This window comes from Aeromicrobium sp. A1-2 (assembly GCF_003443875.1).
Classification (GTDB): Bacteria; Actinomycetota; Actinomycetes; order Propionibacteriales; family Nocardioidaceae; genus Aeromicrobium.
In genome coordinates this window covers 299,787-321,273 of sequence record NZ_CP027482.1, presented here as the reverse complement: position 1 = coordinate 321,273, position 21,487 = coordinate 299,787, and the positions used below count along the sequence as shown (strand labels likewise).

Sequence of the window (21,487 nt, the reverse complement as noted above, 5' to 3'; positions counted from 1 at the left end):
CCCCTCTCACCAGACGTAGGCGAGGACTTCTCCGCCTACGCCCTTCTGGTTGGCCTGGCGGTCCGTCAGCAGGCCCTGGCTCGTGGAGATGATCGCCACGCCCAGTCCGCCGAGAACCTTGGGCAGCCCGGTGGACTTCGCGTAGACGCGCAGTCCCGGCTTGCTGATGCGGCGGATGCCGGCGATCGAGCGCTCGCGGTGCGGGCCGTACTTGAGGGTGATGGTGAGCGACTTGCTCACCTCGCCCTCCTTGGGGTCCGCGACCTCGATGCTCGTGATGTAGCCCTCCTGCTTGAGGATCTCGGCTACGCCGGCCTTGAGCTTGGAGTAGGGCATCGACACGCTGTCGTGGTACGCCTGATTGCCGTTGCGGACACGCGTGAGCATGTCTGCGATCGGATCGGTCATTGTCATTGCTTGTGTTCCGTTTCTCGTCGCGGTTTCCGTTTCGTCCTCGAGCCGAGTGACTCGAGTGGGAAGGGACCTGCGTCGTATCAGAGGTAGTGGATTACCAGGAGCTCTTCGTGATGCCGGGCAGCTCGCCGCGGTGAGCCATCTCGCGAAGGCAGATGCGGCACAGGCCGAACTTCTTGTAGACCGACCGGGGCCGGCCGCAGCGCTGGCAACGGGTGTAGCCGCGAACTGCGAACTTGGGCTTACGAGCGGCCTTGACCTTGAGTCCAGTCTTCGCCATGTCAGTTCTCCTTGTACGGGAAGCCGAGCAGCTTGAGCAGCGCGCGACCCTCGTCATCGTTGGTGGCCGTGGTCACGATCGTGATGTCCATGCCGCGCGACCGATCAATCTTGTCCTGATCGATCTCGTGGAACATGACCTGCTCGGTCAGACCGAACGTGTAGTTGCCGCGGCCGTCGAACTGCTTGGGCGAGAGCCCACGGAAGTCGCGGATGCGGGGCAGCGCGAGCGTCAGTAGACGATCGAGGAACTCCCACATGCGGTCGCCGCGCAGCGTGACGTGCGTGCCGATCGGCATGCCCTCACGCAGCTTGAACTGGGCGATGGACTTGCGCGCCTTGGTGACCTGCGGCTTCTGACCCGTGATAGCGGTGAGGTCGCGAATCGCGCCCTCGATCAGCTTGCCGTCGCGGGCGGCCTCGCCGACACCCATGTTGACGACGATCTTGGTCAGGCCGGGCACCTGCATGACGTTCGAGTAGTCGAACTGCTCGCGAAGGGCCGGGAGGATCTCCTCGCGGTACCGCGCCTTGAGGCGGGGGGCCGCCGTAGTTTCACTCATGCTCAGATCTCCTTTCCGGTCTTCTTGGCGATGCGCACGCTGCGCTGTGCCGTGTAGGTCGAGCCATCGGGACGGCTCTTGGTGACCTCGTCACGGCGGTAGCCGACACGCGTGGGCGTCTTGTCGGCCAGCAGCATGACGTTCGAGATGTGGATCGGCGCCTCGCTGGTGATGATGCCACCCCAGTTCGCGCCACCGGCCTGGTCGGCCTTGGTGTGGCGCTTGACGCGGTTGACGCCTTCGACGATGACGCGGTTGCGCTCGGCGAGGACCTCGATGACCGAACCGGTCACACCCTTGTCCTTGCCAGCGATGACCTTGACCTGGTCACCCTTGCGAATGCTGATGGTGCCTTTGCGGGCCATCTCAGAGCACCTCCGGTGCGAGCGAAATGATGCGCATGAACTTCTTGTCGCGAAGTTCACGGCCGACGGGTCCGAAGATGCGCGTTCCGCGCGGGTCTCCGTCCGCCTTGAGAATGACGGCTGCGTTCTCGTCGAACTTGATGTACGAGCCATCAGGCCGACGGCGCTCCTTGACGGTGCGCACGATGACAGCCTTGACGACATCACCCTTCTTGACGTTTCCGCCGGGGATGGCGTCCTTGACGGTGGCGACGATGGTGTCACCAATGCCGGCATAGCGCCGACCGGAGCCACCGAGCACTCGGATGCAAAGGATCTCCTTCGCACCGGTGTTGTCGGCGACCTTGAGTCGCGACTCCTGTTGAATCATCCGTCGTCTCCTACTTGGCCTTCTCGAGGATCTCGATGACGCGCCAACGCTTGGTGGCGGACAGTGGACGTGTCTCCATGATCAGGACACGGTCACCGATGCCGGCGTCATTCGCCTCGTCGTGAGCCTTGAGCTTGATGTTGCGACGCAGGACCTTGCCGTAGAGCGCGTGCTTGACGCGATCCTCGACGTTGACCACGACGGTCTTGTCCATCTTGTCGCTGACGACAAGACCCTCACGGGTCTTGCGCGCGCTGCGGTCAGTCACTGCCTCGTCCTTAGTGTTCTTGTCGGTCATGCCTGGACCTCCTCGACGATGCCGAGCTCGCGCTCGCGCATGACGGTGTAGATACGGGCGATGTCCTTGCGCACTGCCCGGAGCCGGGCGGTGTTGTCGAGCTGACCGGTGGCGTTCTGGAAGCGCAGGTTGAACAGCTCTTCCTTGGCCTCCGCCAGCTTCGACGCCAGGTCATCGGCGGCGACGCTACGCAGCTCTGCTGCGGTTGTGTGCTGCGCCATCACAGCTCACCTGTCTCTCGGGAGATGAATCGTGCCTTCATGGGCAGTTTGTGGATCGCGAGGCGCGTGGCCTCGCGGGCGGTCTTCTCGTCGACACCGGACAGCTCGAACATCACGCGGCCGGGCTTGACGTTGGCGACCCACCACTCGGGCGAACCCTTACCGGAACCCATGCGGGTCTCGGCAGGCTTCTTGGTGAGCGGGCGGTCCGGGTAGATGTTGATCCAGACCTTGCCGCCACGCTTCATGTGACGCGTCATGGCGATACGAGCGGACTCGATCTGACGGTTGGTCACGTAGGCGGCGGTCACGCACTGAATGCCGTAGTCACCGAACGCCAGCTCGGTGCCACCCTTCGCCGCACCGCGGCGCGTGGGGTGGTGCTGCTTGCGGTACTTGACCCTGCGGGGCATCAACATCAGCTCTCCCCTCCTTCGGGTGCTGCAGCGGCGGGCGCTGCAGCGGCTGCTGCAGGCGCCTCGACGACCGGCGCCGTGGCAGGTGCCTCGGCGGCGGGAGCGGCGTCCTCACGGGCAGGACGCTCGGGGCGACGAGCGCCACCTGCGGCTCCGCCACGCGCGGGACGTCGGTTGCTGCCCGGAGCAGCCGCACGCTTGGCCGCCTCGGCCTCGCGCTCGGCGCGGGTGCCCGCAACCTCGCCCTTGTAGATCCAGACCTTCACGCCGATGCGACCGAAAGTCGTCTTGGCCTCGTAGAAGCCGTAGTCCACGTCGGCGCGGAGCGTGTGCAGGGGCACGCGGCCCTCGCGGTAGAACTCCGAGCGGGACATCTCGGCGCCGCCAAGGCGACCCGAGCACTGGATACGGATGCCCTTGGCACCGCTGCGCATCGTCGTCTGCATCGCCTTGCGCATCGCGCGACGGAACTGCACACGGCCGGAGAGCTGCTCAGCAACGCCCTGGGCGACCAGCTGCGCGTCCATCTCGGGGTTCTTGACCTCGAGGATGTTGAGCTGCACCTGCTTGCCCGTGAGCTTCTCAAGGTCGCCGCGGATGCGGTCGGCCTCGGCGCCACGGCGTCCGATGACGATGCCAGGACGGGCCGTGTGGATATCGACACGGACGCGGTCACGCGTGCGCTCGATCTCTACCCGGCTGATGCCGGCGCGGTCCATGCCCTTGGTGAGCATCTTGCGGATCTGCACGTCTTCACCGACGTAGCTCTTGTAGAGCTTGTCGGCGTACCAACGGCTCTTGTGATCCGTCGAGATGCCCAGTCGGAACCCGTGCGGGTTGATTTTCTGTCCCACTATCGGGCCCCGCCCTTCTTCTTGGAGTTCTTGATGTTGGCCGCGTCCACCCGGGCCTGAACGACCTCGGCGGGCTGCACGACCACGGTCAGGTGGCTGCTGCGCTTGAGGATGCGGTTGGCCGCACCCTTGGCGCGCGGGCGCCAACGCTTCATCGTCGGGCCCTCGTCGACCTGCACCACGGTGATGATCAGCGAGGAGCGGTCGAGGCCTTCAGTGGTCTCCGCGTTGGACGCGGCACTGTCGACGAGCTTGTAGAAGTTCTCGGCAACGGCCTGCGGCGCGAACTGCAGCGTCGCCAGCGCGTTGTCGACGGACTGCCCACGGATCAGATCCGCGATGCGTCGTGACTTCTGTGCGGTGACACGGACGAAACGCGCGACGGCGAACGCACCGGGCTCGTCACCCAGCAGACGCTCGCGCCGAGCGCTCACGCTTTCACGGGTTGCTGCACTCATCGCCTCTTCGCCTTCCGGTCATCCTTCTCGTGCCCACGGAACGTGCGGGTCGGGGCGAACTCGCCCAGCTTGTGACCCACCATCGAATCGGTGATGAACACGGGAACGTGCTTGCGGCCGTCGTGCACGGCGATCGTGTGTCCGATGAAGGACGGCAGGATCATCGAGCGACGCGACCAGGTCTTGATCACGGTGTGGGTCTCCGCAGTGTTCTGCGCGTCGACCTTCTTCTCGAGGTGTCCGTCAACGAACGGACCCTTCTTCAAACTGCGTGGCATGTGTTTACAAACCCTTCTCAGCGGCCGGACTTGCGGCGGCGGACGATCATCTGGTCGCTGGCCTTGCGCTTGCGCGTGCGGCCTTCCGGCTTGCCCCACGGGGAGACGGGGTGACGTCCACCGGACGTCTTGCCCTCACCACCACCGTGCGGGTGGTCGACCGGGTTCATCGCGACACCGCGGACGGTCGGGCGCTTGCCCTTCCAGCGGTTGCGTCCGGCCTTCCCCCAGTTGATGTTGGACTGCTCGGCGTTGCCGACCTCACCGATCGTGGCGCGGCAGCGGACATCGACGTAGCGCATCTCGCCGGACGGCAGACGCAGTTGCGCCTTGTTGCCTTCCTTGGCGACGAGCTGCACCTTGGTGCCTGCGGAACGGCCCATCTTGGCGCCACCGCCGGGGCGGAGCTCGATGCCGTTGATCAGCGTGCCGACGGGGATGTTGCGCAGCGGCAGGTTGTTGCCGACCTTGATGTCGGAGCCGACACCGGACTCGACACTCATGCCCTGCTTCAGGCCCTCGGGAGCGATGATGTAGCGCTTCTCGCCATCGGCGTAGTGCAGCAGCGCGATGCGAGCGGTGCGGTTGGGGTCGTACTCGATGTGAGCGACCTTGGCCGGCACGCCGTCCTTGTCGTAGCGACGGAAGTCGATGATGCGGTAGGCGCGCTTGTGTCCGCCACCCTGGTGACGCGTCGTGATGCGTCCCTGGTTGTTGCGGCCGCCCTTCTTGGGCAGCGGCTCGGTCAGCGACTTCTCCGACGTGGTGCGGGTGATCTCGGCGAAGTCGGCAACGCTGGAGCCACGACGGCCCGGCGTTGTCGGCTTGTATTTACGAATAGCCATATGTCCTCAGTCCTCAGTCGCTCGGGCTCGAGAAGATGTCGATGCTCTGGCCGGCGGCGACACTGACGATTGCTCGCTTCGTGTCCTTGCGCTTGCCCAGCCCCGACTTGGTGCGGCGAGTCTTGCCCTTGCGGTTGAGCGTGTTGACCGCGGTCACCTTGACGCCGAAGATCTTCTCGACGGCAATCTTGATCTCGGTCTTGTTCGCGTCGGGGTGCACGACGAACGTGTACTTGTTGTCGTCGAGGAGGCCGTAGCTCTTCTCGCTCACGACCGGCGCGATCAAGATGTCGCGGTGGTCCTTGTGGATCGTGCTCACTTGTCTCCTCCAACGGGCTTGAACCCGGCAGCCGTGGCGGCTTCGACGGAGTCGAACCACACCTCGGCGACGGTCTGCTCGTACCACTGGCTGTCTTCGGTGTGGAAGAGCCCTGAGTCGGCGTTGCCCTTGATCGCGAAGCCCTTGGGAGCGTTGCCGCTCTTCAGCGGGGCCTTCGACCCGGGGCCGTACGGCTGGGTCGCCGTCGCGTTGTCCGGAACGGTGGGGCCGTCAGTCGTGGCCGGCGCCTTCGTCGCGGGCTCGTCGGCGGCCGGGGCCTCGACGAGCTTCGCGGCAGCAGGTGCCTTGTCTGCAGCGGCCTTCTTGGCCGGCGCCTTCTTGGCCGGCGCCTTCTTTGCGGCCGGCTTGGCCTTGTCGCGGGCGTCGACCTCGGTCGCTGCCTTGCTCAAGGCGATCGTCTCGACACCCTCGGCCGAACGAGCGGCGACGAAGCCGTCGAATGCGGCCTGCGTGAAGATCAGGTCGTCGCTGAGCAGCACATCGTAGGTGTTGAGCTGGTCGAACGTCAGGATGACGATCTCACCGACGTTGCGAAGGCTCATCGCCGTCTGCGTGTCGGCGCGGTCAACCACGATCAGCACGCGGGGACGCGGCGTGAGGTCACGCAGTGTCGCCAGCGCGATCTTCGTGGACGGCTGGTTGCCGGGCACGATGCTGTCGACTACGTGCAGACGACCCGAGCGAGCCCGGTCCGAGAGGGCACCGCGCAGGGCGGCGGCCTTCATCTTCTTGGGCGTGCGCTGGTCGTACGAGCGCGGCGTCGGGCCGTGGACGATGCCACCACCCTTGTACTGGGGTGCGCGGATCGAGCCCTGACGGGCGCGACCTGTGCCCTTCTGGCGGTGCGGCTTCTTGCCACCACCGGACACCTCGCCACGCGACTTGGTGCTGTGCGTGCCCTGGCGAGCCGCGGCGAGCTGCGCCACGACGACCTGGTGGATCAGCGGGATGTTGACCTGCACGTCGAAGATGTCGACGGGCAGCTGAGCGTCAATGGTCTTTGCCATGGGTTCAGGCTCCCTTCACGGCAGAGCGGATGACGACGAGTGCGCCCTTGGGGCCAGGTACGGCGCCCTTGATGAGGATGACGCCCTTGTCGAGGTCGACGGCGTGAACCTTGAGGTTCTGCGTCGTGACCTGCTCGGCGCCCATGTGACCGGCCATGCGCAGACCCTTGAAGACGCGACCCGGAGTGGCGCAGGCGCCGATCGAGCCGGGCTTGCGGTGGTTGCGGTGCGAGCCGTGCGAAGCGCCCACGCCGTGGAAGCCGTGACGCTTCATGACACCGGCGAAGCCCTTGCCCTTGCTGGTCGCGGTGACGTCGACGACGTCGCCCGCGGCGAAGATCTCCGGGGAGACCTCCTGACCCAGCGTGTAGTCCGAGATGGCTTCGGTGCGGATCTCCACGATGTGGCGGCGAGGAGTCACGCCGGCCTTCTCGAGGTGACCCGTGATCGGCTTGTTGACCTTGCGGCCGTCGATCTCGCCGAAGCCAAGCTGGACGGCGGAGTAGCCGTCGGTCTCACGCGTACGGATCTGCGTGACGACGTTGGTGTCGGCAGCGATCACGGTGACGGGAATGATCTTGTTGTCGGCATCCCAGACCTGGGTCATGCCGAGCTTGCGGCCGAGGAGGCCGCGCGTGGTAGCTGTGCTGCTGATGCTCATGGTCGCAGTCCCCCTCAGAGCTTGATCTCGATGTCGACGCCGGCAGGCAGGTCGAGTCGCATGAGCGAGTCAACTGTCTTCGGCGTCGGGTCAATGATGTCGATGAGGCGCTTGTGTGTGCGCATCTCGAAGTGCTCGCGGCTGTCCTTGTACTTGTGGGCGAACGGATCACGCAGAACACGTTCTTCTCGGTGGGCAACGGCACCGGACCTGCGACCTTGGCACCCGTGCGTGTCACGGTGTCCACGATCTTGCGCGCCGACGAGTCAATGACCTCGTGGTCGTAGGCCTTGAGCCGGATACGGATTTTTTGTCCCGCCATGCTCTCGTTAGTCCTTTTCTTCGTTCCGCTTCGCTGTCATCTCGCCCCGGGTTCGAGGGAGATGGCTCTTCCTCCCGCCGACCCCCGAGGTCGGGCGTGTCGCGGCCCTACGGGCGCATACGTCACACACTTGTCGAGTTAGGTGGTTGGACCCACGCTCACGATCAATACTGTGAGCAGCGGGACAAGCTCGATCTCAGTTTCGGCACCGGCGTCTTGGTCGGCGTGAGAGGCCGGACGTCGGCGCCCCAGCGATCGAGCCGGAGCAACCGAACTATTCTGACAGAAGCGCCGTGGTAAACACAAATCGGGCCGGTGCGGACCCGGTCATCGCAGCGACCTCGAGATCACGGCATTTGTGGCCCGCTGGAACCCGCTCACAACGGCTTGCAGGGTCAGGGCGCGCAGTCGCTGCATCGTGACCTCCAGGCGGTCGGACTGCTCGTCGGTGCGCGGAATCGCCCGGTACGGCTCGAGCACCCGCCGCCTGAGGATCTCGGTGAGCTCGTCGGTGAGGGCCCCCATGTGCCGCTCGATCGCGTCGGCGGCCTCGCGGATGCCGTCGGCGGGGACCTCGACGTCAAGCAGCTCGATGCTCATCTCGAAGCCCGGCAGCGGCGAGTACGTGCGGCCGACCCGTTCCAGGACGCCGGTCTCGATCAGCAGCGCCACCTGCTCCTCGTCGAGCGCCCGACCGGCGCGGTCGTCGAGCTGACGACGATCCAGCACCTCGGGTCCTGCAGGTGCCCAGGACGTCAGCACGGCCCTCTGTACCGCGAGGTCCTCGACGCCCGCGGACGCCGGGATCCGTGCCATGGCCTTCTCGATCGCGGACATCGTGAATCCGTGATCCTGCAGCGCTCGGACCAGTCCCAGTCGAGCGGCGTGGTCGCGCCCGTACAGCGCAACCCTGCCTCGGCGTACCGCTGGAGGCACGAGACCCATGCTCGCGTAGTAACGGAGTGTGCGGACCGTGAGCCCCGCTTCGGCGGCGAGCTCGTCGACCGTCAGCAGGGGGGACGAATCCTCGTCGGAAAGAACGGACACAATCCTGACATTATTACTGTCATTGAGTTAGCGCAATCCGATCTGGAATTGCGGCAAAGTCGTGCCGCCCAAAGCGTGACCCCGGTCACGTCTGCCTCGTTATGGTGCTTGACGACCTCGACATTTTCACTGTTACAGTCGCCGCGTCACATGGTGTCCAGGGTCTTCCTGGCGCGAACCGGAGGTGTAGGTGTCTGCACGAGCGGTAGAGACCGAGCCCGCCAGGAGGCCCAGGGCCGCGCTGTCCCCCCAGGGTGCGATCGTTGATCTGCTGGCACCTGTCTGGCTCGCCGTCGAGGTTCTCCGGTCGATCCCTCGCAGCCTTCTCGCGGGGAGGTTCCCGTTCGAGGAGTACCTCCGCCAGACGTGGTTCACGATCAAGGTCTGCACCCTTCCGTCGCTTGCGGTCTCGATCCCGTTCGGCGTGATTCTGGCGCTACAGGTCGGCGTGCTCGCGCAGGAGGTCGGCGCCTCCGGCTTCACCGGCGCCGGCAACACTCTCGCCGTGGTCCGTCAGGCCGCCCCGATGATCACGGCGCTGATGCTCGCCGGCGTCGCCGGGTCGGCCATCTGCTCGGAGCTGGGTTCCCGTCGCATCCGTGAGGAGCTCGACGCGTTGGAGGTCATGGGCGTCCGGGTCGTCGAGCGGATCGTGCTGCCCCGCGTCATGGCCACCGTCACCGTGGCGGTGCTGCTCAACGGCGTCGTGATGTTCTTCTCGATCATGACCACGCTGCTGGTCAGCGTCGTGGCGATGGACCTGTCGGCGGGTGGCTACCTCGCCTCGGTCGGAACCCTGGCACGGCCCTCGGACCTGATCCTGTCGCTGGTCAAGGCCGCGATCTTCGGAGTGCTCTGCGCGGTCGTTGCGTCCCACAAGGGCATCACCGCCAAGAACGGGCCCTCGGGCGTCAGTGATGCCGTGACCTCGGCCGTCGTGGTCAACTTCGTCGCACTGTTCGGCGCCAACTTCGTGATCTCACAGGCCTACGCCCAACTCTTCCCCGGCGGCGTGGCATGACGATCCAGGCGAGCCCCGACGTCCGGCCCCCTTCCTGGCCGTTCGGCGCGTTGGTGCGACTGGGAGACCAGCTGTGGTTTCACCTCGTCGCGATCGCCCGGATCCCCGTCGCGATCCGCAACCATCCGGCCCAGATCGGTCGCCAACTCGCCGAGGTGAGCCTGGGTGGCGGGCTGCTCGTGGTGGGAGGCGGCGCGGTCGGCGTGGTGTTCCTGCTGGCAACCCTGACCGGCACCGAGGTTGGCCTCGAGGGTCACAACGGGCTCGACATCATCGGCCTCGCACCCCTGACCGGCTTCATCTCCGGCTACGCCAACACGCGTGAGCTCGCCCCGATCGTCGTGGCGCTGGCCTTCGCCGCTCGTATCGGCTGCGGCTTCACCTCTCGACTCGGGGCGATGCGGATCAGCGAGGAGATCGACGCGCTGGAGTCCATGTCGATCCGCCCCATCCCCTATCTCGTGTCGACCCGCATCGTGGCGTCCCTCGTCATGGTGCTTCCGCTGTACCTCCTGGGCCTGGTTGGCACCTACGTCGCGACCGACTGGGTCGTCACGGTCTTCTACCACCAGTCGGCCGGCACGTACGAGCACTACTTCACCAGCTTCGTGTCACTGCGGGACGTGCTCTACTCGGCCGTCAAGGTCGTCGTCCTCACGACCATGGTGACTCTCGTGCACTGCTATCACGGCTTCCACGCGACGGGCGGCCCCGAGGGTGTCGGCCGCGCGACAGGCCGCGCGATCCGGACGAGCATCATCGCGATCACGGTCGTCGACATCCTCCTGACACTGGCGCTGTGGGGCCCCGGCCAACAGGTGACGATCTCCGGATGAGCCAGGACCCCACTCCCGCACAGCGCGCCCTGCTTGCCGTCGTCGCACTGACCCTGCTCGTCGGCGCCGGAGGCTGGCTCGGCCTGTCCTACTTCGGGATCGTCAGCAAGGACGTGAAGGTGTCGGTCGCGATCGACGAGCTCGGCGACTCGTTGGGCCCCGGCGCCAAGGTGCGCTTCCACGGCATCATCGTCGGTCGCGTGCTCAGGGTCGGCGAGCACGGTGACGGCTATCGCGTCGATCTCCTGGTTGACGCGGGCCACGCGACCTCGATCCCGAGCGGTGCCACGGCGCGAATCCTGCCCAACACGATCTTCGGATCGGAGTACGTCGAGCTGCTGGGCCACCACCGAACCGAGGCGACACACGTGAGGTCGGGCGATGTGCTGCAGGCCGACCGATCGATCGACACACTTCGGCTGATGGACACGTTCGACGACGCCAGGCGACTCATCACGTCGGTCGACGTCGAACGGATCAACCGGGTCCTGAACACCGTCGCCCCCCCAATCGAGGGCCACGGCGACGATATCGCCGACTTCATCCGCCGCACGGACTCCTACGTCACGACGCTCAACGCCGACTCCGGGGTGTTCTTCGAGACCCTCCGACTCGGGACGGACGCGGCCGATGTTCTCGCCGACGCCGAGCCGGATCTCGTGTCGGCCCTGGCGAGCTTCCGTACGACTGCCGGAACCATCGTCGAGATGGACCCCGCGCTGGGCCGGATGCTGCTGGCGACCCGCGACCTCGCCGACGAGTCGTACACGCTTGTGGACGGGCACGGCGACGCTGTCGTCACGCTCAGCCGGACCCTCGCTCCATTGACTGCCACCGCGGCCCGCCACCACGACGACATCCGTCAGATCCTGCATGACGTCCCGACTGTGCTCCACAACGGTGCCAACGCGATCGACGACAACGCGATCCAGATGGAGGGCACCGTCGGCGTTGACCCGATGAGCCCCTACAACGCCGGCGATTGTCCCCGCTACGGCACGATGACCGGCTCCAACTGTGGGAACCCGATCCCCGGAGCGACCAGTCCATCGACCGCGAATGACCCAGATCTCGCGGATGTAGCTGGTCGGGTCGAAGACCTGCTTGCGCAGCTCAACCAGCAACCTGACGCCGATCTCGACACCGACGGCGTGTCGCCCCTGACACGCGCGCCGAACTACACCGCCTCACCTGTCGACGGCGCAGGACTGGTCGGCGACCTGTTCGAGTTGCTGCAGGACCTCGGCGGATCCCTGACGGGGAGCAGCCGATGAGCGTCCTGCGCCGCCACCCGGGCGAGGTCATCGGCATTCTCCTCTTCGCGGCGGTCTCGATCCTGCTCACCAGCATGGTCGGCAACACCCTGGCCCAGCAGTCGTCCGGAGCCAAGCGACAGTACGTCGCGGAGTTCGTCGACTCGTCGGGCATCAAGCCCGGCGACGAGGTCCGCATCGCGGGTGTCCACGTCGGGCGCATCGAGGGGCGCGAGCTGCACGATGGCCTGGCCCGGGTCTACTTCTCGGTCGCGGCGGATCAGTCCGTACGCTCCGACACGATCGTCCGAGTGTCGTACCTCAACCTGCTCGGCCAGCGCTACCTCGCACTGGAGGCCGGCGCGCAGCCGGGCGCGCGGCTCCCCGAGGGCAGCGTCATCGGCACCGACCACACCCGAGCCGCCCTCGACCTGACTGCGCTGTTCAACGCGTTCAAGCCGTTGTTCGATGCGCTCGACCCCGATGACGTCAACCTGCTGGCGACCGAGGTGGTCAAGTCGCTCCAGGGCGAAGGGTCGACGTTGCGGCACCTCACGGCCCAGACCGCCGATCTCACGTCCCACCTCGCCGAGCGCGACGAGGTCATCTCCCGGGTCGTCGACAACGTCACGACCGTCATGGCCTCGGCGTCGGACCACCGCGAGGACCTCAGCAACATCATCACCTCGTTGCACTCGCTGGTCGGTCGGCTCGCCGACGACAGCGACGACATCGACGCGTCGCTGCGAAGCATGGACGGGCTGACCGCTGCACTGGGGGGCATGCTGGACGACACCGCCGATCCGTTGACCGCCGACCTTGCCAAGATGACCGAGCTCGGCGGCACGCTGGTCCGGCACGACGGCGAGCTCGGTCAAGCCCTTGAGGATGCTCCCAACCTGCTCGCCGGATACGCCCGGTCGATGAGCTACGGCAGCTGGCTCAACACGTATGTCTGCACGCTCAAGATCGCTATCAAGGGTGTCACCACGTTCGATGGCGACTCTCCGCCCCACTCCAAGGTCTGCCGATGACGCGGGCGGCCGGCATCAAGGCCGTCATCGTGCTCACCTCGCTGGCCCTGCTCGCGGTGGTTGCTTGGAACCAGCTCCAACCGGCCGCCAGCTCGTACGGTGCCGCCTTCACACACGCCTCGGGGCTCAAGGTCGGCGACGATGTCCGCATCGCCGGAATCCCGAGCGGCTCGGTGACCGACATCGAGCTCAAGGGCGCCACGGCCGTCGTCCGCTTCGACGTCGATCAGGGCGTCACCCTGCACCGGGACGCCCGGGCAGCAGTCAAGATGGCATCCCTCCTGGGCCAGAACTACCTCGAGGTCGAGGCGGGCCGAGGCACCACACTCGCCGCCGGCACCACGATCCCGGTCGCCCGGACCACGCCGGCGTACACCGTGTCGCAGGTCGTCGCACGCGCCAACGACACCCTGGACGCGCTCGACATGGACGCGATCGACGCGATGATCACGACCTTGGCGACCGAGCTCGACAACGATCCGCAGATCACCGACCGGGCGCTCACCAGCGTCACTGCGCTGTCCAAGGTCATCGGCGACAAGGATCAGCAGATCGACCGGCTGCTGACCCACACCCGCCAGGTGACCGGTGTCGTCCGGGCCCAGCAGGAACAGCTCGACGACCTCCTGGTCGACGCAGACGTCGTCGCCACGATGGTGCAACGGCGCCGCGACACGATCCGTAGCCTGCTGACCCGTGGCCAGCAGGTCGTGCGCGACCTCGACTCGCTCGCGGATCGCAACGATGACCAGGTCCGCACGATGCTCAAGGACTTCCGGAAGACCCTCCGCACGCTGGACAGCCGGGCCGACGACCTGGACGCGACCCTGCTGGGTCTTGCCCCGCTGGCACGCTACTTCGCCAACGCGACCGGCAACGGGCCCTGGCTCGAGGTCGGTGCGCCCTACTTCCTGCTGCCCGACAACCTGGTCTGCGTCTTCGCCAGGCCCTCGGAGTGTCTCGGATGACCCGGGGCAGCGTGGTGGGGTTGATCGCCGCGGTCGTCATCGGGCTGCTCGTGGTCTCGGGCGCGCTCATCCTGCGGGCTCCCGACGACCACACGACGCTGACGATCCAGTTCACCGACACCACAGGCCTGTACGTCGGCAACGACGTCCAGACGATCGGCGTACGGATCGGCACCGTGACCGCGATCGAGCCACGGGGATCACGCGTCGACGTGACGATCCGGGTCGACCAGGCATCCATCGCTGCGGACGCCGGTGCCCTGATCATGCAGTCCTCGCTGGTGACTGATCGGTTCGTCGAGCTGACCCCCGCATGGGCTTCGGGACCGACGCTCCGGGACGGCGCGATCATCCCGGTGGAGCGCACCCGCTCCCCCGCCAACGTCGACGACATCCTGGCCTCGGTCGACGATCTCGTGGTGGCCCTGAAGGACACAACCACGGACGGCAAGGACGTTGGCGACCTGCTGCGTGTGGGAGCCGAGCAGCTCGACGGCAACGGGCACAAGATCGGGGCCGCACTGCAGGCGGCATCCGACGCGCTCGGCACGGTCGACGGCAAGGACGCCGATCTGGACGGGATCGTCGACGACCTCGACTCGCTCGTGACCCTGTTGGCCACCCGTGACACCACGATCCGTCGCCTCAACGGCAATGTCGCCGACAGCGCCGCGTTGCTGGCCGACCAGCGCGACGACCTCTCGGCCACGCTCGCAACGCTTGACCGGCTGAGCACCCGCATGACGGCCTTTGTCAAGGACAACCGCGCACTGGTCACGGAGGACGTGGCCCGGGCGGCCGATGTCCTCACGACCATCGAGAGCCAACGCGACAGCCTCGCCGAGACATTCGACGTGATGCCACTCGTGGCAGAGAACATCAGCCGGGCGTTCGACCCGTCGTCCCGACTGTTGCGCGTGCGCCTGGACATGCGCCGCTCGCTCGTCACGAGTGCGCTGAGCCGCAACGACGTCTGCAAGGAGTACCTCAAGCAGCCCCAGCTGTGCGACGAGCTGATCGCCGCGGACGGATCAGGACTGCTCGACCCCATCTTCTCGGCGTTCCTTGCGGCCGTTCCGGAGGATTTCTGATGCGGCGCCTGAGCACGGCCATCGTGATCGCCTCCATGATCGCTCTCGTGGGCGGCTGCGGCGCGGACCTCTCCGACGTCCCGGTGCCCAGCAAGGTGTCCGGACCGACCTACCAGATCGAGGCCGTGTTCGACAGCGCACTCAACCTGCCGCGCCAGGCCCCGGTCAAGCTCGACGGACGGGTCGTCGGCGACGTCGTGTCGGTCGTCGCCGTCGACTACACCGCGCACGTCACGCTGCGACTGACCAAGGACACCCGGCTCCCGACCGGCACCCGGGCCGAGGTGCGACTGACCGCGCCGGTCGGGGAAGCGTTCGTGGCGCTCGATCCACCCGAGGACTCCAGCGGAATCATTGTGCCGGGCGACGTCATCAATATCGATCTCACCGGGACGGCCGCCGACACGACCGATCTGCTGACCAATCTCTCTGTCGCCGTGACTGGCGGCAGCTACGCCGATCTGAAGGTCGTCGTCGACGAGCTCGTCACCGCGATGGACGGCAACTCCGGCTCGGTTCGACACCTCTTGGGGGAGCTCGACACGCTCGTGACGACGACCAATTCACATCGCGACGACCTCGATGGCGCCCTCGATGCGATGGACCGGCTGTCCGCGGGGCTCTCCGACGACGCCGGCTCGATCACGACGTCGGTCCAGCAGCTCACCCCGGCCGTCGAGCGCCTCGCGGCCCGCCAGGACGCAGCGATGGAGATGCTCGCGGCCATGACCAGACTGGGCGATCGCAGCAGCGGCGTGATCACCGAGCTGCGAGTCACACTGGGCCAGCAGCTCAAGGATGCCGGGGTGGTTCTCGACGAGGTCATCCACGAGCAGGACAGGCTCGCCCCGCTGCTGACCGGAATCACAGCGTTCGGGGATGCCCTCGACCGGGCAACACCCGGGGACTTCGCCAACTTCGACCTGACCGCCATCGGCACGTTGCACGTCGCTGATGGTGTGGACCTGCCGCCCGACCTCTCGGCACCCACCGCGACAACAATGCCCACACTGCCCGACCTGATCGGTGGCTTGGTGCCGGACGTGGGCGACCCGAATGCGCTGCTCGGCTCTCTCCTGGGCAACCCGACGGGAGGGGGCTCGCGGTGAGGCGCCCCACGATCGAAAGGCGCAACGTCCGCCTGGCCGAGATTGTCCTGATCGTCATTGCGATCCTGGGAGTGGCCTACCTCGGCGACTCGGTGATCGGGTCCCGCCTGCTCTCCGCGACGCGGACCGTGACGGTCGACCTGCCGTCCGGTGGCGGCCTCTACCCCGGGGCGAACGTGACATATCGCGGAAACTCGATCGGTGAGGTGCGGGACGTGCGACTCGAGGACGATGGCGTCCGGGCGACAGTGCGCCTGGACGGCGACACGCGGATTCCGACCGACACCGAGGCGGTCGCGGCCAACCTGTCGGCGATCGGCGAGCAGTATCTGGACTTCCGGCCCAGGGTCGATCACGGGCCGTACCTCCAGGACGGAGACACGGTGGGCCGAGCCGACACCCGGGTGCCTATCCGCTTCGACAAGCTGTTGACCGATGTCAACGATGTCGCGGACCTGATCGACCCTGACGATCTCCAGACCATCACGACTGAGTTGGGCGACGCCTTCGACTCCGGCACCGACCTGGTCCTGCTCGGCCAGCGAATGGACCACGCCGTGTCTCTGCTCGCGCGCCTGCAGCCGCGGCTCCGCCACCTGATGGAGCAGTCGCAGGCACCATTGCGCACTGTGGTCGACACGGGTCACGACATCCGCAGCTTCGCGCACGATCTTGATCTCGTGACGGCAAGCGTCAAGAAGTCAGACCCGACGCTGCGCTCGCTGATCGACGAGGTCAACGTGCTCGCTTCGAGCCTGGGCGACCTGATCGCGGACATCACCCCCGACATCGGCCGGACGGCACGGGCGTGGACCGCATTCGGACAGCTCGGGACCGACCGCCTGCCCGGCTTCGACCACTGGCTGACGTGGGCTCCACCTCAGGCTGTCGCGATGTCGGAGTCGACCCGCGACGGCACCGGGCACGTTCTGATGGTGCCCAACCCGAGCGATCTGTGCGACTACGGACTCCCCAAGCGCAGTCCGTACGACACGACCCGGCACCCCGCCCGCACGGACGCCCACTGCACCGTGGAGAGTCCTTTGATCCAGCAGCGCGGCTCCCAGTACGCACCACGCCCGGCCAACTGAACCACGACCCGAAGGGAACCCGATGGACTTCACCCTGCCCGACACCGCCCTCGCCGTACGCGAAGGAGTCCAGCGCGCCGTCGAGCGGTTCGATCACGCGTACTGGTCCGACTGCGACGAGCAGCATCGCTTCCCCGACGAGGCGTGGGCTGCGCTGGGCGACGGCGGATGGCTCGGGCTGTGCGTGCCCGAGGAGTACGGCGGCGGCGGTCAGGGGCTGCTCGAGCTCGCGGTCGCGAACGAGACACTCGCGGCCAGCGGCGGCACCCAGGGCACCTTCCTCTACATCCTGACGCCGGGCTTCGGGGCCATGACGTTGACCCGGCACGGCACCCCGGAGCAGAAGCGGGAGATCCTGCCGGGCCTCGCCACCGGGGCGACGCAGTTCTGCATGGCACTGACCGAGCCCGATGCGGGCAGCAACGCCCTCGCGATCACGACCCAGGCCCGGCGCGACGGGGACGACTTCTTGATCAAGGGTCAGAAGATCTGGATCTCAGGGGTCGACCGAGCCGACTGGATGATCGCGATCACCCGGACGATCCCCGCCGCGGACGCCAGGCCCCGCACGGCGGGATTCACCCTGTTCCTCGTCGACGTCAAGGAGGCACTGGCCGAGGGCACCCTGACCTACCAGCCGATCCCGAAGCTCGGCGGCAACATCGTGACGTCCAGCCAGGTGTTCTTCGACGACGTCCGCGTGCCAGCCCACCGGGTCATCGGCGAGGTCGACCAGGGCTTCGCGGTCCTGTGGGACGTGCTCAACCCTGAGCGCATCCTGGCCGCCTCCGGTGGCGTGGGCGCCGCGGATGCTGCCCTGGACCTGGCGTGTGACTACGCCAGGCAGCGCGAGGTGTTCGGCCGGCCGATCGGCGCGAACCAGGCAATCCAGTTCCCCCTCGCCCAGATCAAGGCCAAGACCGAGCTGGGGCGGCTCATGACCTACAAGGCGGCCTGGCTGTTCGACCAGGGTCTGCCATGCGGCAACGAGACCAATGTGGCCAAGCTGACCGGGGCACAGGTCGCGTGGGAAGCTGCCAACCAGGCCTTCCAGACCTTCGGCGGCATGGCGTACTCCAAGGAGTTCCCCGTCGAGCGGCTGTTCCGCGATGCCCGTATCGGCAAGAACATCCCCGTCGCCGAAGAGCTCATCCTGGCGCACATCGGCACGCAGATGCTGGGCCTGCCCCGAAGCTATTGAGCCGATCGCCAGCTCAGTGGTGGACCTGCTGCTCGGAGTCCACGTGGCCGGCAGGCTCGATCTGGAACGTCGAGTGCTCGACGTCGAAGTGGTCCGAGAGGCAGCCGCGGAGTCGGTCCAGGACCGCGTGCGCCTCGTCCATCCCGGTGACCCAGTCCTCGACGACGACGTGTGCGCTCATGATCGGCATGCCGGACGTGATGGTCCAGACGTGCAGGTCATGGACGTCCCTGACCCCATCCATCTCCACGATGTGCTGCCGCAGCTCGATCAGGTCGACATCCTTGGGAGTCGACTCCAGCAGCACCTCGGCCACGTCGCGCAGCAAGGAGATGGCGCGCGGGACGATCATCGCGGCGATTACCAGCGACGCCACCGCGTCGGCGGCGTACCACCCGGTCAGCAGGATCACGGTCGCGGACACGATGACCGCGACCGAGCCGAGCGCGTCACCGAGGACCTCGAGGTAGGCGCCGCGGACGTTGATGCTCTCCTGCGCTCCACCGCGCAGCAGCAGCAGCCCGATCACGTTGACGACCAGACCGACGCAGCCCGCGATCACGATCAGCCCACCCTCGAGCTCCGGCGTGTCCCCGAATCGTCCGATCGCGCGGAAGGCGACCCAACCGGCCAGCCCGAGCAGCACGATGCCATTGAGACCCGCGGCCAGCACCTCGGTGCGCGAGTAGCCGAACGACCGGCGCGAGCCCGGGCCTCCCCCGCGCTGGGCCACCGTGATCGCGGCCAGCGCCATCACGATGCCGAACGAGTCACCGAGCATGTGACCGGCATCGGCCAGCAAGGCCAGGCTCCCGGTGATCACGGCGACGACCGCCTCGACGACCAGGACTGCACCGGTCAGGCCCAGGACCAGCGCCAGTCGCCCGCGGTGCTTGACGCCGGCGCCGTGCGCGTGATCGTGTCCCATGGCACCAAGGCTAGGACGATGCCGGCAAAACAGCGAACGCGTGTCCGCCAACAGTGTCGTCCGGTGGAGTCTCGCGAGCCGCCGTCGCCAGATCGCGCCGGGACATCGGTGCGCTGATCGCGTCCGCCGGGCTGCCGGGTCGCCCGTCGATAGACTTCGCACCACCGTCGCCAGCCACCCAAGGGAATCCATGCGTCTCGTTCTGTCAGTACTCATCCCTCTCTTGCCGTCGTCCCTGCGACGTGTGGTCGCCCGCCGTCTGCTCGGCTGGGACGTCGCACCGACTGCCTTCATCGGGCGCAGCATCATTTCCGCAACGCACGTCACGCTCGGGGCCGGGTCCAGCATCGGCCCGTTCAACGTGATCCGCCACCTCGAACGGCTCGAGCTCGGCGAAGGTGCCAGTATCGGGAGCCGCAACCACATCCTCGGCGTCCCAGCGGGCGACGCGGTGTTCCGCCACTCGCCGCGGCGGGAGGCTGCGCTCGTCATGGGCCGCTACGCGATGGTGACGGTTGCCCACGAGATCGACTGCTCCGACCGCGTCGAGATCGGGGACTATGCCTCGTTCGCCGGATTCCGCTCGCAGATCCTGACTCACAGCCTCGACCTGGTGCGCGATCGTTTCGTCACCGCGCCGGTCGCGATCGGCGCTCATTCCGCTGTCATGTCGGGCTGCATCCTGCAAAACGGCACGACCGTGCCAGCACGATCCGTCGTATCCGCCGGCTCAGTCGTCACGACCAAGCTGACAGAGGAGCTGACCTTCTACCGCGGCAACCCGGCCGAGGCGGTCCGTCCCCTGCCGGAGCGGCTGAAGTTCTTCCATCGCGAAGGGCACATGGGCCAGGGCTGACCTGCGCTTCCACCATGCCGCCGGGCCCTGTGCCCCGGGACAGCAAAGGGCCCCGACCCTGCCGAAGCAGGAGCGGGGCCCAGGGCCAGTGGAGCTAGAAGCTCACTTGTTGATCTTCGTGACGCGTCCGGCGCCGACCGTGCGACCACCCTCACGAATGGCGAAGCGCAGGCCTTCCTCCATGGCGATCGGCTGGATCAGCGCGACCGACATCTCGGTGTTGTCACCAGGCATGACCATCTCGGTGCCCTCAGGCAGCGTGACGACGCCGGTGACGTCCGTCGTGCGGAAGTAGAACTGCGGACGGTAGTTGTTGAAGAACGGCGTGTGACGGCCGCCCTCTTCCTTCGACAGGATGTAGACCTGGCCCTCGAACTCCGTGTGGGGAGTCGTGGAGCCGGGCGCGATGATGACCATGCCGCGCTCGACGTCTTCGCGCTTGGTGCCGCGAAGCAGCAGTCCGACGTTCTCGCCAGCCTGTCCCTCGTCGAGCAGCTTGCGGAACATCTCGATGCCCGTGACGGTCGTCGTCTGCTTGGTCTCGCGGATGCCGATGATGTCGACGGTGTCGGTCACCTTGATGATGCCGCGCTCGATACGACCCGTGATGACGGTTCCACGACCAGTGATCGTGAAGACGTCCTCGACCGGCATGAGGAACGGCTTGTCCGTCTCACGCGGAGGCATCGGGATATAGTCGTCGACGGCCTGCATCAACTCGAGGATCGACTCGCCCCACTTGGCATCGCCCTGGAGCGCCGGGTGAGCGGCGACCTTGACGACGGGGACGTTGTCACCGTCGAAGTCCTGATCGCTCAGGAGCTCACGGACCTCGAGCTCGACGAGCTCGAGGATCTCTTCGTCATCAACCATGTCGCACTTGTTGAGTGCGACGACCATCGCGGGCACGCCTACCTGACGGGCGAGCAGCACGTGCTCACGCGTCTGGGGCATGGGCCCGTCGGTGGCGGCGACCACGAGGATCGCGCCGTCCATCTGTGCCGCACCAGTGATCATGTTCTTGACGTAGTCAGCGTGACCCGGGCAGTCGACGTGCGCGTAGTGACGGTTCTCGGTCTGGTACTCAACGTGCGAGATCGAGATCGTGATGCCGCGCTGCTTCTCCTCAGGCGCCTTATCGATCTGATCGAAGGCCGAGGCCTCGTTCAGATCGGGGAACTTGTCGTGCAGCACCTTGGTGATCGCCGCGGTAAGAGTCGTCTTACCGTGGTCGATGTGACCGATGGTGCCGATGTTCATGTGCGGCTTGGTCCGCTCGAACTTCGCCTTAGCCACTTGGGGCTCCTTCTTAGAATTGGTTGCTGTTGAACGCCGTTGGGTCTCGCTGGACGAGAGCCTCA

General features: G+C 66.6%; 28 protein-coding genes and 1 pseudogene. 10 read left to right on the top strand and 19 right to left on the bottom strand.

The genetic code is table 11. The features are described from left to right. Window positions 1-6: 6 nt before the first annotated feature. The 17 genes and pseudogenes from rpsH to C6I20_RS01485 all read right to left on the bottom strand — a co-directional run bounded on the left by rpsH (window position 7) and on the right by C6I20_RS01485 (window position 8,738). Window positions 7-414 (bottom strand): 30S ribosomal protein S8, encoded by a 408-nt coding sequence (gene rpsH, locus C6I20_RS01565; RefSeq protein WP_118394351.1) that lies wholly within the window; start codon window positions 412-414, stop codon window positions 7-9. 94 nt (window positions 415-508) lie between these two features. Then, entirely contained in the window at window positions 509-694 is a 186-nt protein-coding gene (locus C6I20_RS01560) for a type Z 30S ribosomal protein S14 (protein ID WP_056209415.1), read from the bottom strand. A gap of 1 nt (window position 695) precedes the next feature. Then, window positions 696-1,256, bottom strand: coding sequence for a 50S ribosomal protein L5 (gene rplE / locus C6I20_RS01555; RefSeq protein ID WP_118394350.1), 561 nt, complete (start codon window positions 1,254-1,256; stop codon window positions 696-698). 2 nt (window positions 1,257-1,258) lie between these two features. Next, window positions 1,259-1,621, bottom strand: a complete 363-nt coding sequence (gene rplX / locus C6I20_RS01550; RefSeq protein ID WP_118394349.1) for a 50S ribosomal protein L24 — start codon at window positions 1,619-1,621, stop codon at window positions 1,259-1,261. Between the two features lies 1 nt (window position 1,622). Further along, the gene (gene rplN, locus C6I20_RS01545; RefSeq protein ID WP_019143636.1) at window positions 1,623-1,991 is read right to left on the bottom strand and encodes a 50S ribosomal protein L14; all 369 of its coding nucleotides are present in this window, start codon (window positions 1,989-1,991) and stop codon (window positions 1,623-1,625) included. Between the two features lie 10 nt (window positions 1,992-2,001). Next, complete coding sequence (rpsQ, locus tag C6I20_RS01540; RefSeq protein ID WP_118394348.1) at window positions 2,002-2,289, bottom strand: 30S ribosomal protein S17; 288 nt, start codon at window positions 2,287-2,289, stop codon at window positions 2,002-2,004. Continuing rightward, entirely contained in the window at window positions 2,286-2,510 is a 225-nt protein-coding gene (rpmC, locus tag C6I20_RS01535; RefSeq protein WP_118394347.1) for a 50S ribosomal protein L29, read from the bottom strand. Before rpmC ends, rpsQ begins: the two co-directional genes overlap by 4 nt. Beyond that, window positions 2,510-2,929: a 50S ribosomal protein L16 gene (gene rplP, locus C6I20_RS01530; protein ID WP_118394346.1), complete on the bottom strand. Its 420-nt coding sequence runs from the start codon at window positions 2,927-2,929 to the stop codon at window positions 2,510-2,512. Before rplP ends, rpmC begins: the two co-directional genes overlap by 1 nt. Beyond that, window positions 2,929-3,780, bottom strand: coding sequence for a 30S ribosomal protein S3 (gene rpsC, locus C6I20_RS01525; protein ID WP_118394345.1), 852 nt, complete (start codon window positions 3,778-3,780; stop codon window positions 2,929-2,931). The genes rplP and rpsC overlap by 1 nt, the downstream gene beginning before the upstream one ends. After that, a complete protein-coding gene (rplV, locus tag C6I20_RS01520; RefSeq protein ID WP_118394344.1) occupies window positions 3,780-4,238 on the bottom strand; it encodes a 50S ribosomal protein L22 in 459 nt (152 codons plus the stop codon). The genes rpsC and rplV overlap by 1 nt, the downstream gene beginning before the upstream one ends. Continuing rightward, window positions 4,235-4,516 carry a 30S ribosomal protein S19 gene (rpsS, locus tag C6I20_RS01515; protein ID WP_118394343.1) on the bottom strand — a complete coding sequence of 94 codons (282 nt, stop codon included), beginning with the start codon at window positions 4,514-4,516 and terminating at the stop codon, window positions 4,235-4,237. The genes rplV and rpsS overlap by 4 nt, the downstream gene beginning before the upstream one ends. 17 nt (window positions 4,517-4,533) lie before the next feature. Then, entirely contained in the window at window positions 4,534-5,361 is an 828-nt protein-coding gene (rplB, locus tag C6I20_RS01510; protein WP_118394342.1) for a 50S ribosomal protein L2, read from the bottom strand. A 13-nt stretch (window positions 5,362-5,374) separates the two neighbouring features. Further along, window positions 5,375-5,680: a 50S ribosomal protein L23 gene (rplW, locus tag C6I20_RS01505; RefSeq protein ID WP_118394341.1), complete on the bottom strand. Its 306-nt coding sequence runs from the start codon at window positions 5,678-5,680 to the stop codon at window positions 5,375-5,377. After that, window positions 5,677-6,708 (bottom strand): 50S ribosomal protein L4, encoded by a 1,032-nt coding sequence (gene rplD, locus C6I20_RS17805; protein ID WP_118394340.1) that lies wholly within the window; start codon window positions 6,706-6,708, stop codon window positions 5,677-5,679. The genes rplW and rplD overlap by 4 nt, the downstream gene beginning before the upstream one ends. A 4-nt stretch (window positions 6,709-6,712) precedes the next feature. Beyond that, on the bottom strand, window positions 6,713-7,369 hold the full coding sequence (rplC, locus tag C6I20_RS01495; RefSeq protein ID WP_118394339.1) for a 50S ribosomal protein L3: 657 nt from the start codon (window positions 7,367-7,369) through the stop codon (window positions 6,713-6,715). 14 nt (window positions 7,370-7,383) lie between these two features. Continuing rightward, window positions 7,384-7,691 (bottom strand): annotated as a pseudogene (gene rpsJ, locus C6I20_RS01490) (30S ribosomal protein S10). A 327-nt stretch (window positions 7,692-8,018) separates the two neighbouring features. Continuing rightward, on the bottom strand, window positions 8,019-8,738 hold the full coding sequence (locus C6I20_RS01485; RefSeq protein ID WP_162891060.1) for a MerR family transcriptional regulator: 720 nt from the start codon (window positions 8,736-8,738) through the stop codon (window positions 8,019-8,021). 190 nt (window positions 8,739-8,928) lie between these two features. Here C6I20_RS01485 and C6I20_RS01480 point away from each other — a divergent pair, with 190 nt between their 5' ends. Genes C6I20_RS01480 through C6I20_RS01440 form a run of 9 tightly spaced genes read left to right on the top strand, consistent with a single transcriptional unit; the run spans window position 8,929 to window position 18,342 of the window. After that, complete coding sequence (locus tag C6I20_RS01480; protein WP_118394337.1) at window positions 8,929-9,759, top strand: ABC transporter permease; 831 nt, start codon at window positions 8,929-8,931, stop codon at window positions 9,757-9,759. Then, complete coding sequence (locus C6I20_RS01475) at window positions 9,756-10,595, top strand: ABC transporter permease (protein ID WP_118394336.1); 840 nt, start codon at window positions 9,756-9,758, stop codon at window positions 10,593-10,595. The genes C6I20_RS01480 and C6I20_RS01475 overlap by 4 nt, the downstream gene beginning before the upstream one ends. Next, window positions 10,592-11,869 carry an MCE family protein gene (locus tag C6I20_RS01470; protein ID WP_118394335.1) on the top strand — a complete coding sequence of 426 codons (1,278 nt, stop codon included), beginning with the start codon at window positions 10,592-10,594 and terminating at the stop codon, window positions 11,867-11,869. Before C6I20_RS01475 ends, C6I20_RS01470 begins: the two co-directional genes overlap by 4 nt. Then, window positions 11,866-12,882: an MCE family protein gene (locus tag C6I20_RS01465; protein ID WP_118394334.1), complete on the top strand. Its 1,017-nt coding sequence runs from the start codon at window positions 11,866-11,868 to the stop codon at window positions 12,880-12,882. Before C6I20_RS01470 ends, C6I20_RS01465 begins: the two co-directional genes overlap by 4 nt. Continuing rightward, window positions 12,879-13,850: an MCE family protein gene (locus C6I20_RS01460; RefSeq protein WP_118394333.1), complete on the top strand. Its 972-nt coding sequence runs from the start codon at window positions 12,879-12,881 to the stop codon at window positions 13,848-13,850. The genes C6I20_RS01465 and C6I20_RS01460 overlap by 4 nt, the downstream gene beginning before the upstream one ends. Next, the gene (locus C6I20_RS01455; protein ID WP_118394332.1) at window positions 13,847-14,941 is read left to right on the top strand and encodes an MCE family protein; all 1,095 of its coding nucleotides are present in this window, start codon (window positions 13,847-13,849) and stop codon (window positions 14,939-14,941) included. The genes C6I20_RS01460 and C6I20_RS01455 overlap by 4 nt, the downstream gene beginning before the upstream one ends. After that, a complete protein-coding gene (locus C6I20_RS01450; RefSeq protein WP_118394331.1) occupies window positions 14,941-16,050 on the top strand; it encodes an MlaD family protein in 1,110 nt (369 codons plus the stop codon). The genes C6I20_RS01455 and C6I20_RS01450 overlap by 1 nt, the downstream gene beginning before the upstream one ends. Further along, window positions 16,047-17,141, top strand: a complete 1,095-nt coding sequence (locus C6I20_RS01445; protein WP_118394330.1) for an MCE family protein — start codon at window positions 16,047-16,049, stop codon at window positions 17,139-17,141. Before C6I20_RS01450 ends, C6I20_RS01445 begins: the two co-directional genes overlap by 4 nt. A 22-nt stretch (window positions 17,142-17,163) precedes the next feature. Next, window positions 17,164-18,342 (top strand): acyl-CoA dehydrogenase family protein, encoded by a 1,179-nt coding sequence (locus C6I20_RS01440; RefSeq protein WP_118394329.1) that lies wholly within the window; start codon window positions 17,164-17,166, stop codon window positions 18,340-18,342. A gap of 13 nt (window positions 18,343-18,355) precedes the next feature. Here the strand turns inward: C6I20_RS01440 and C6I20_RS01435 are convergent, their stop codons facing one another. Then, window positions 18,356-19,270, bottom strand: coding sequence for a cation diffusion facilitator family transporter (locus tag C6I20_RS01435; RefSeq protein ID WP_118394328.1), 915 nt, complete (start codon window positions 19,268-19,270; stop codon window positions 18,356-18,358). Between the two features lie 244 nt (window positions 19,271-19,514). Between C6I20_RS01435 and C6I20_RS01430 the strand changes: the two genes are divergently transcribed. After that, on the top strand, window positions 19,515-20,126 hold the full coding sequence (locus C6I20_RS01430; protein ID WP_118394327.1) for an acyltransferase: 612 nt from the start codon (window positions 19,515-19,517) through the stop codon (window positions 20,124-20,126). Window positions 20,127-20,228: 102 nt separating this feature from the next. Here C6I20_RS01430 and tuf read toward each other — a convergent pair whose 3' ends face one another. Beyond that, window positions 20,229-21,422 carry an elongation factor Tu gene (gene tuf, locus C6I20_RS01425; RefSeq protein WP_118394326.1) on the bottom strand — a complete coding sequence of 398 codons (1,194 nt, stop codon included), beginning with the start codon at window positions 21,420-21,422 and terminating at the stop codon, window positions 20,229-20,231. Window positions 21,423-21,487 lie beyond the last annotated feature (65 nt).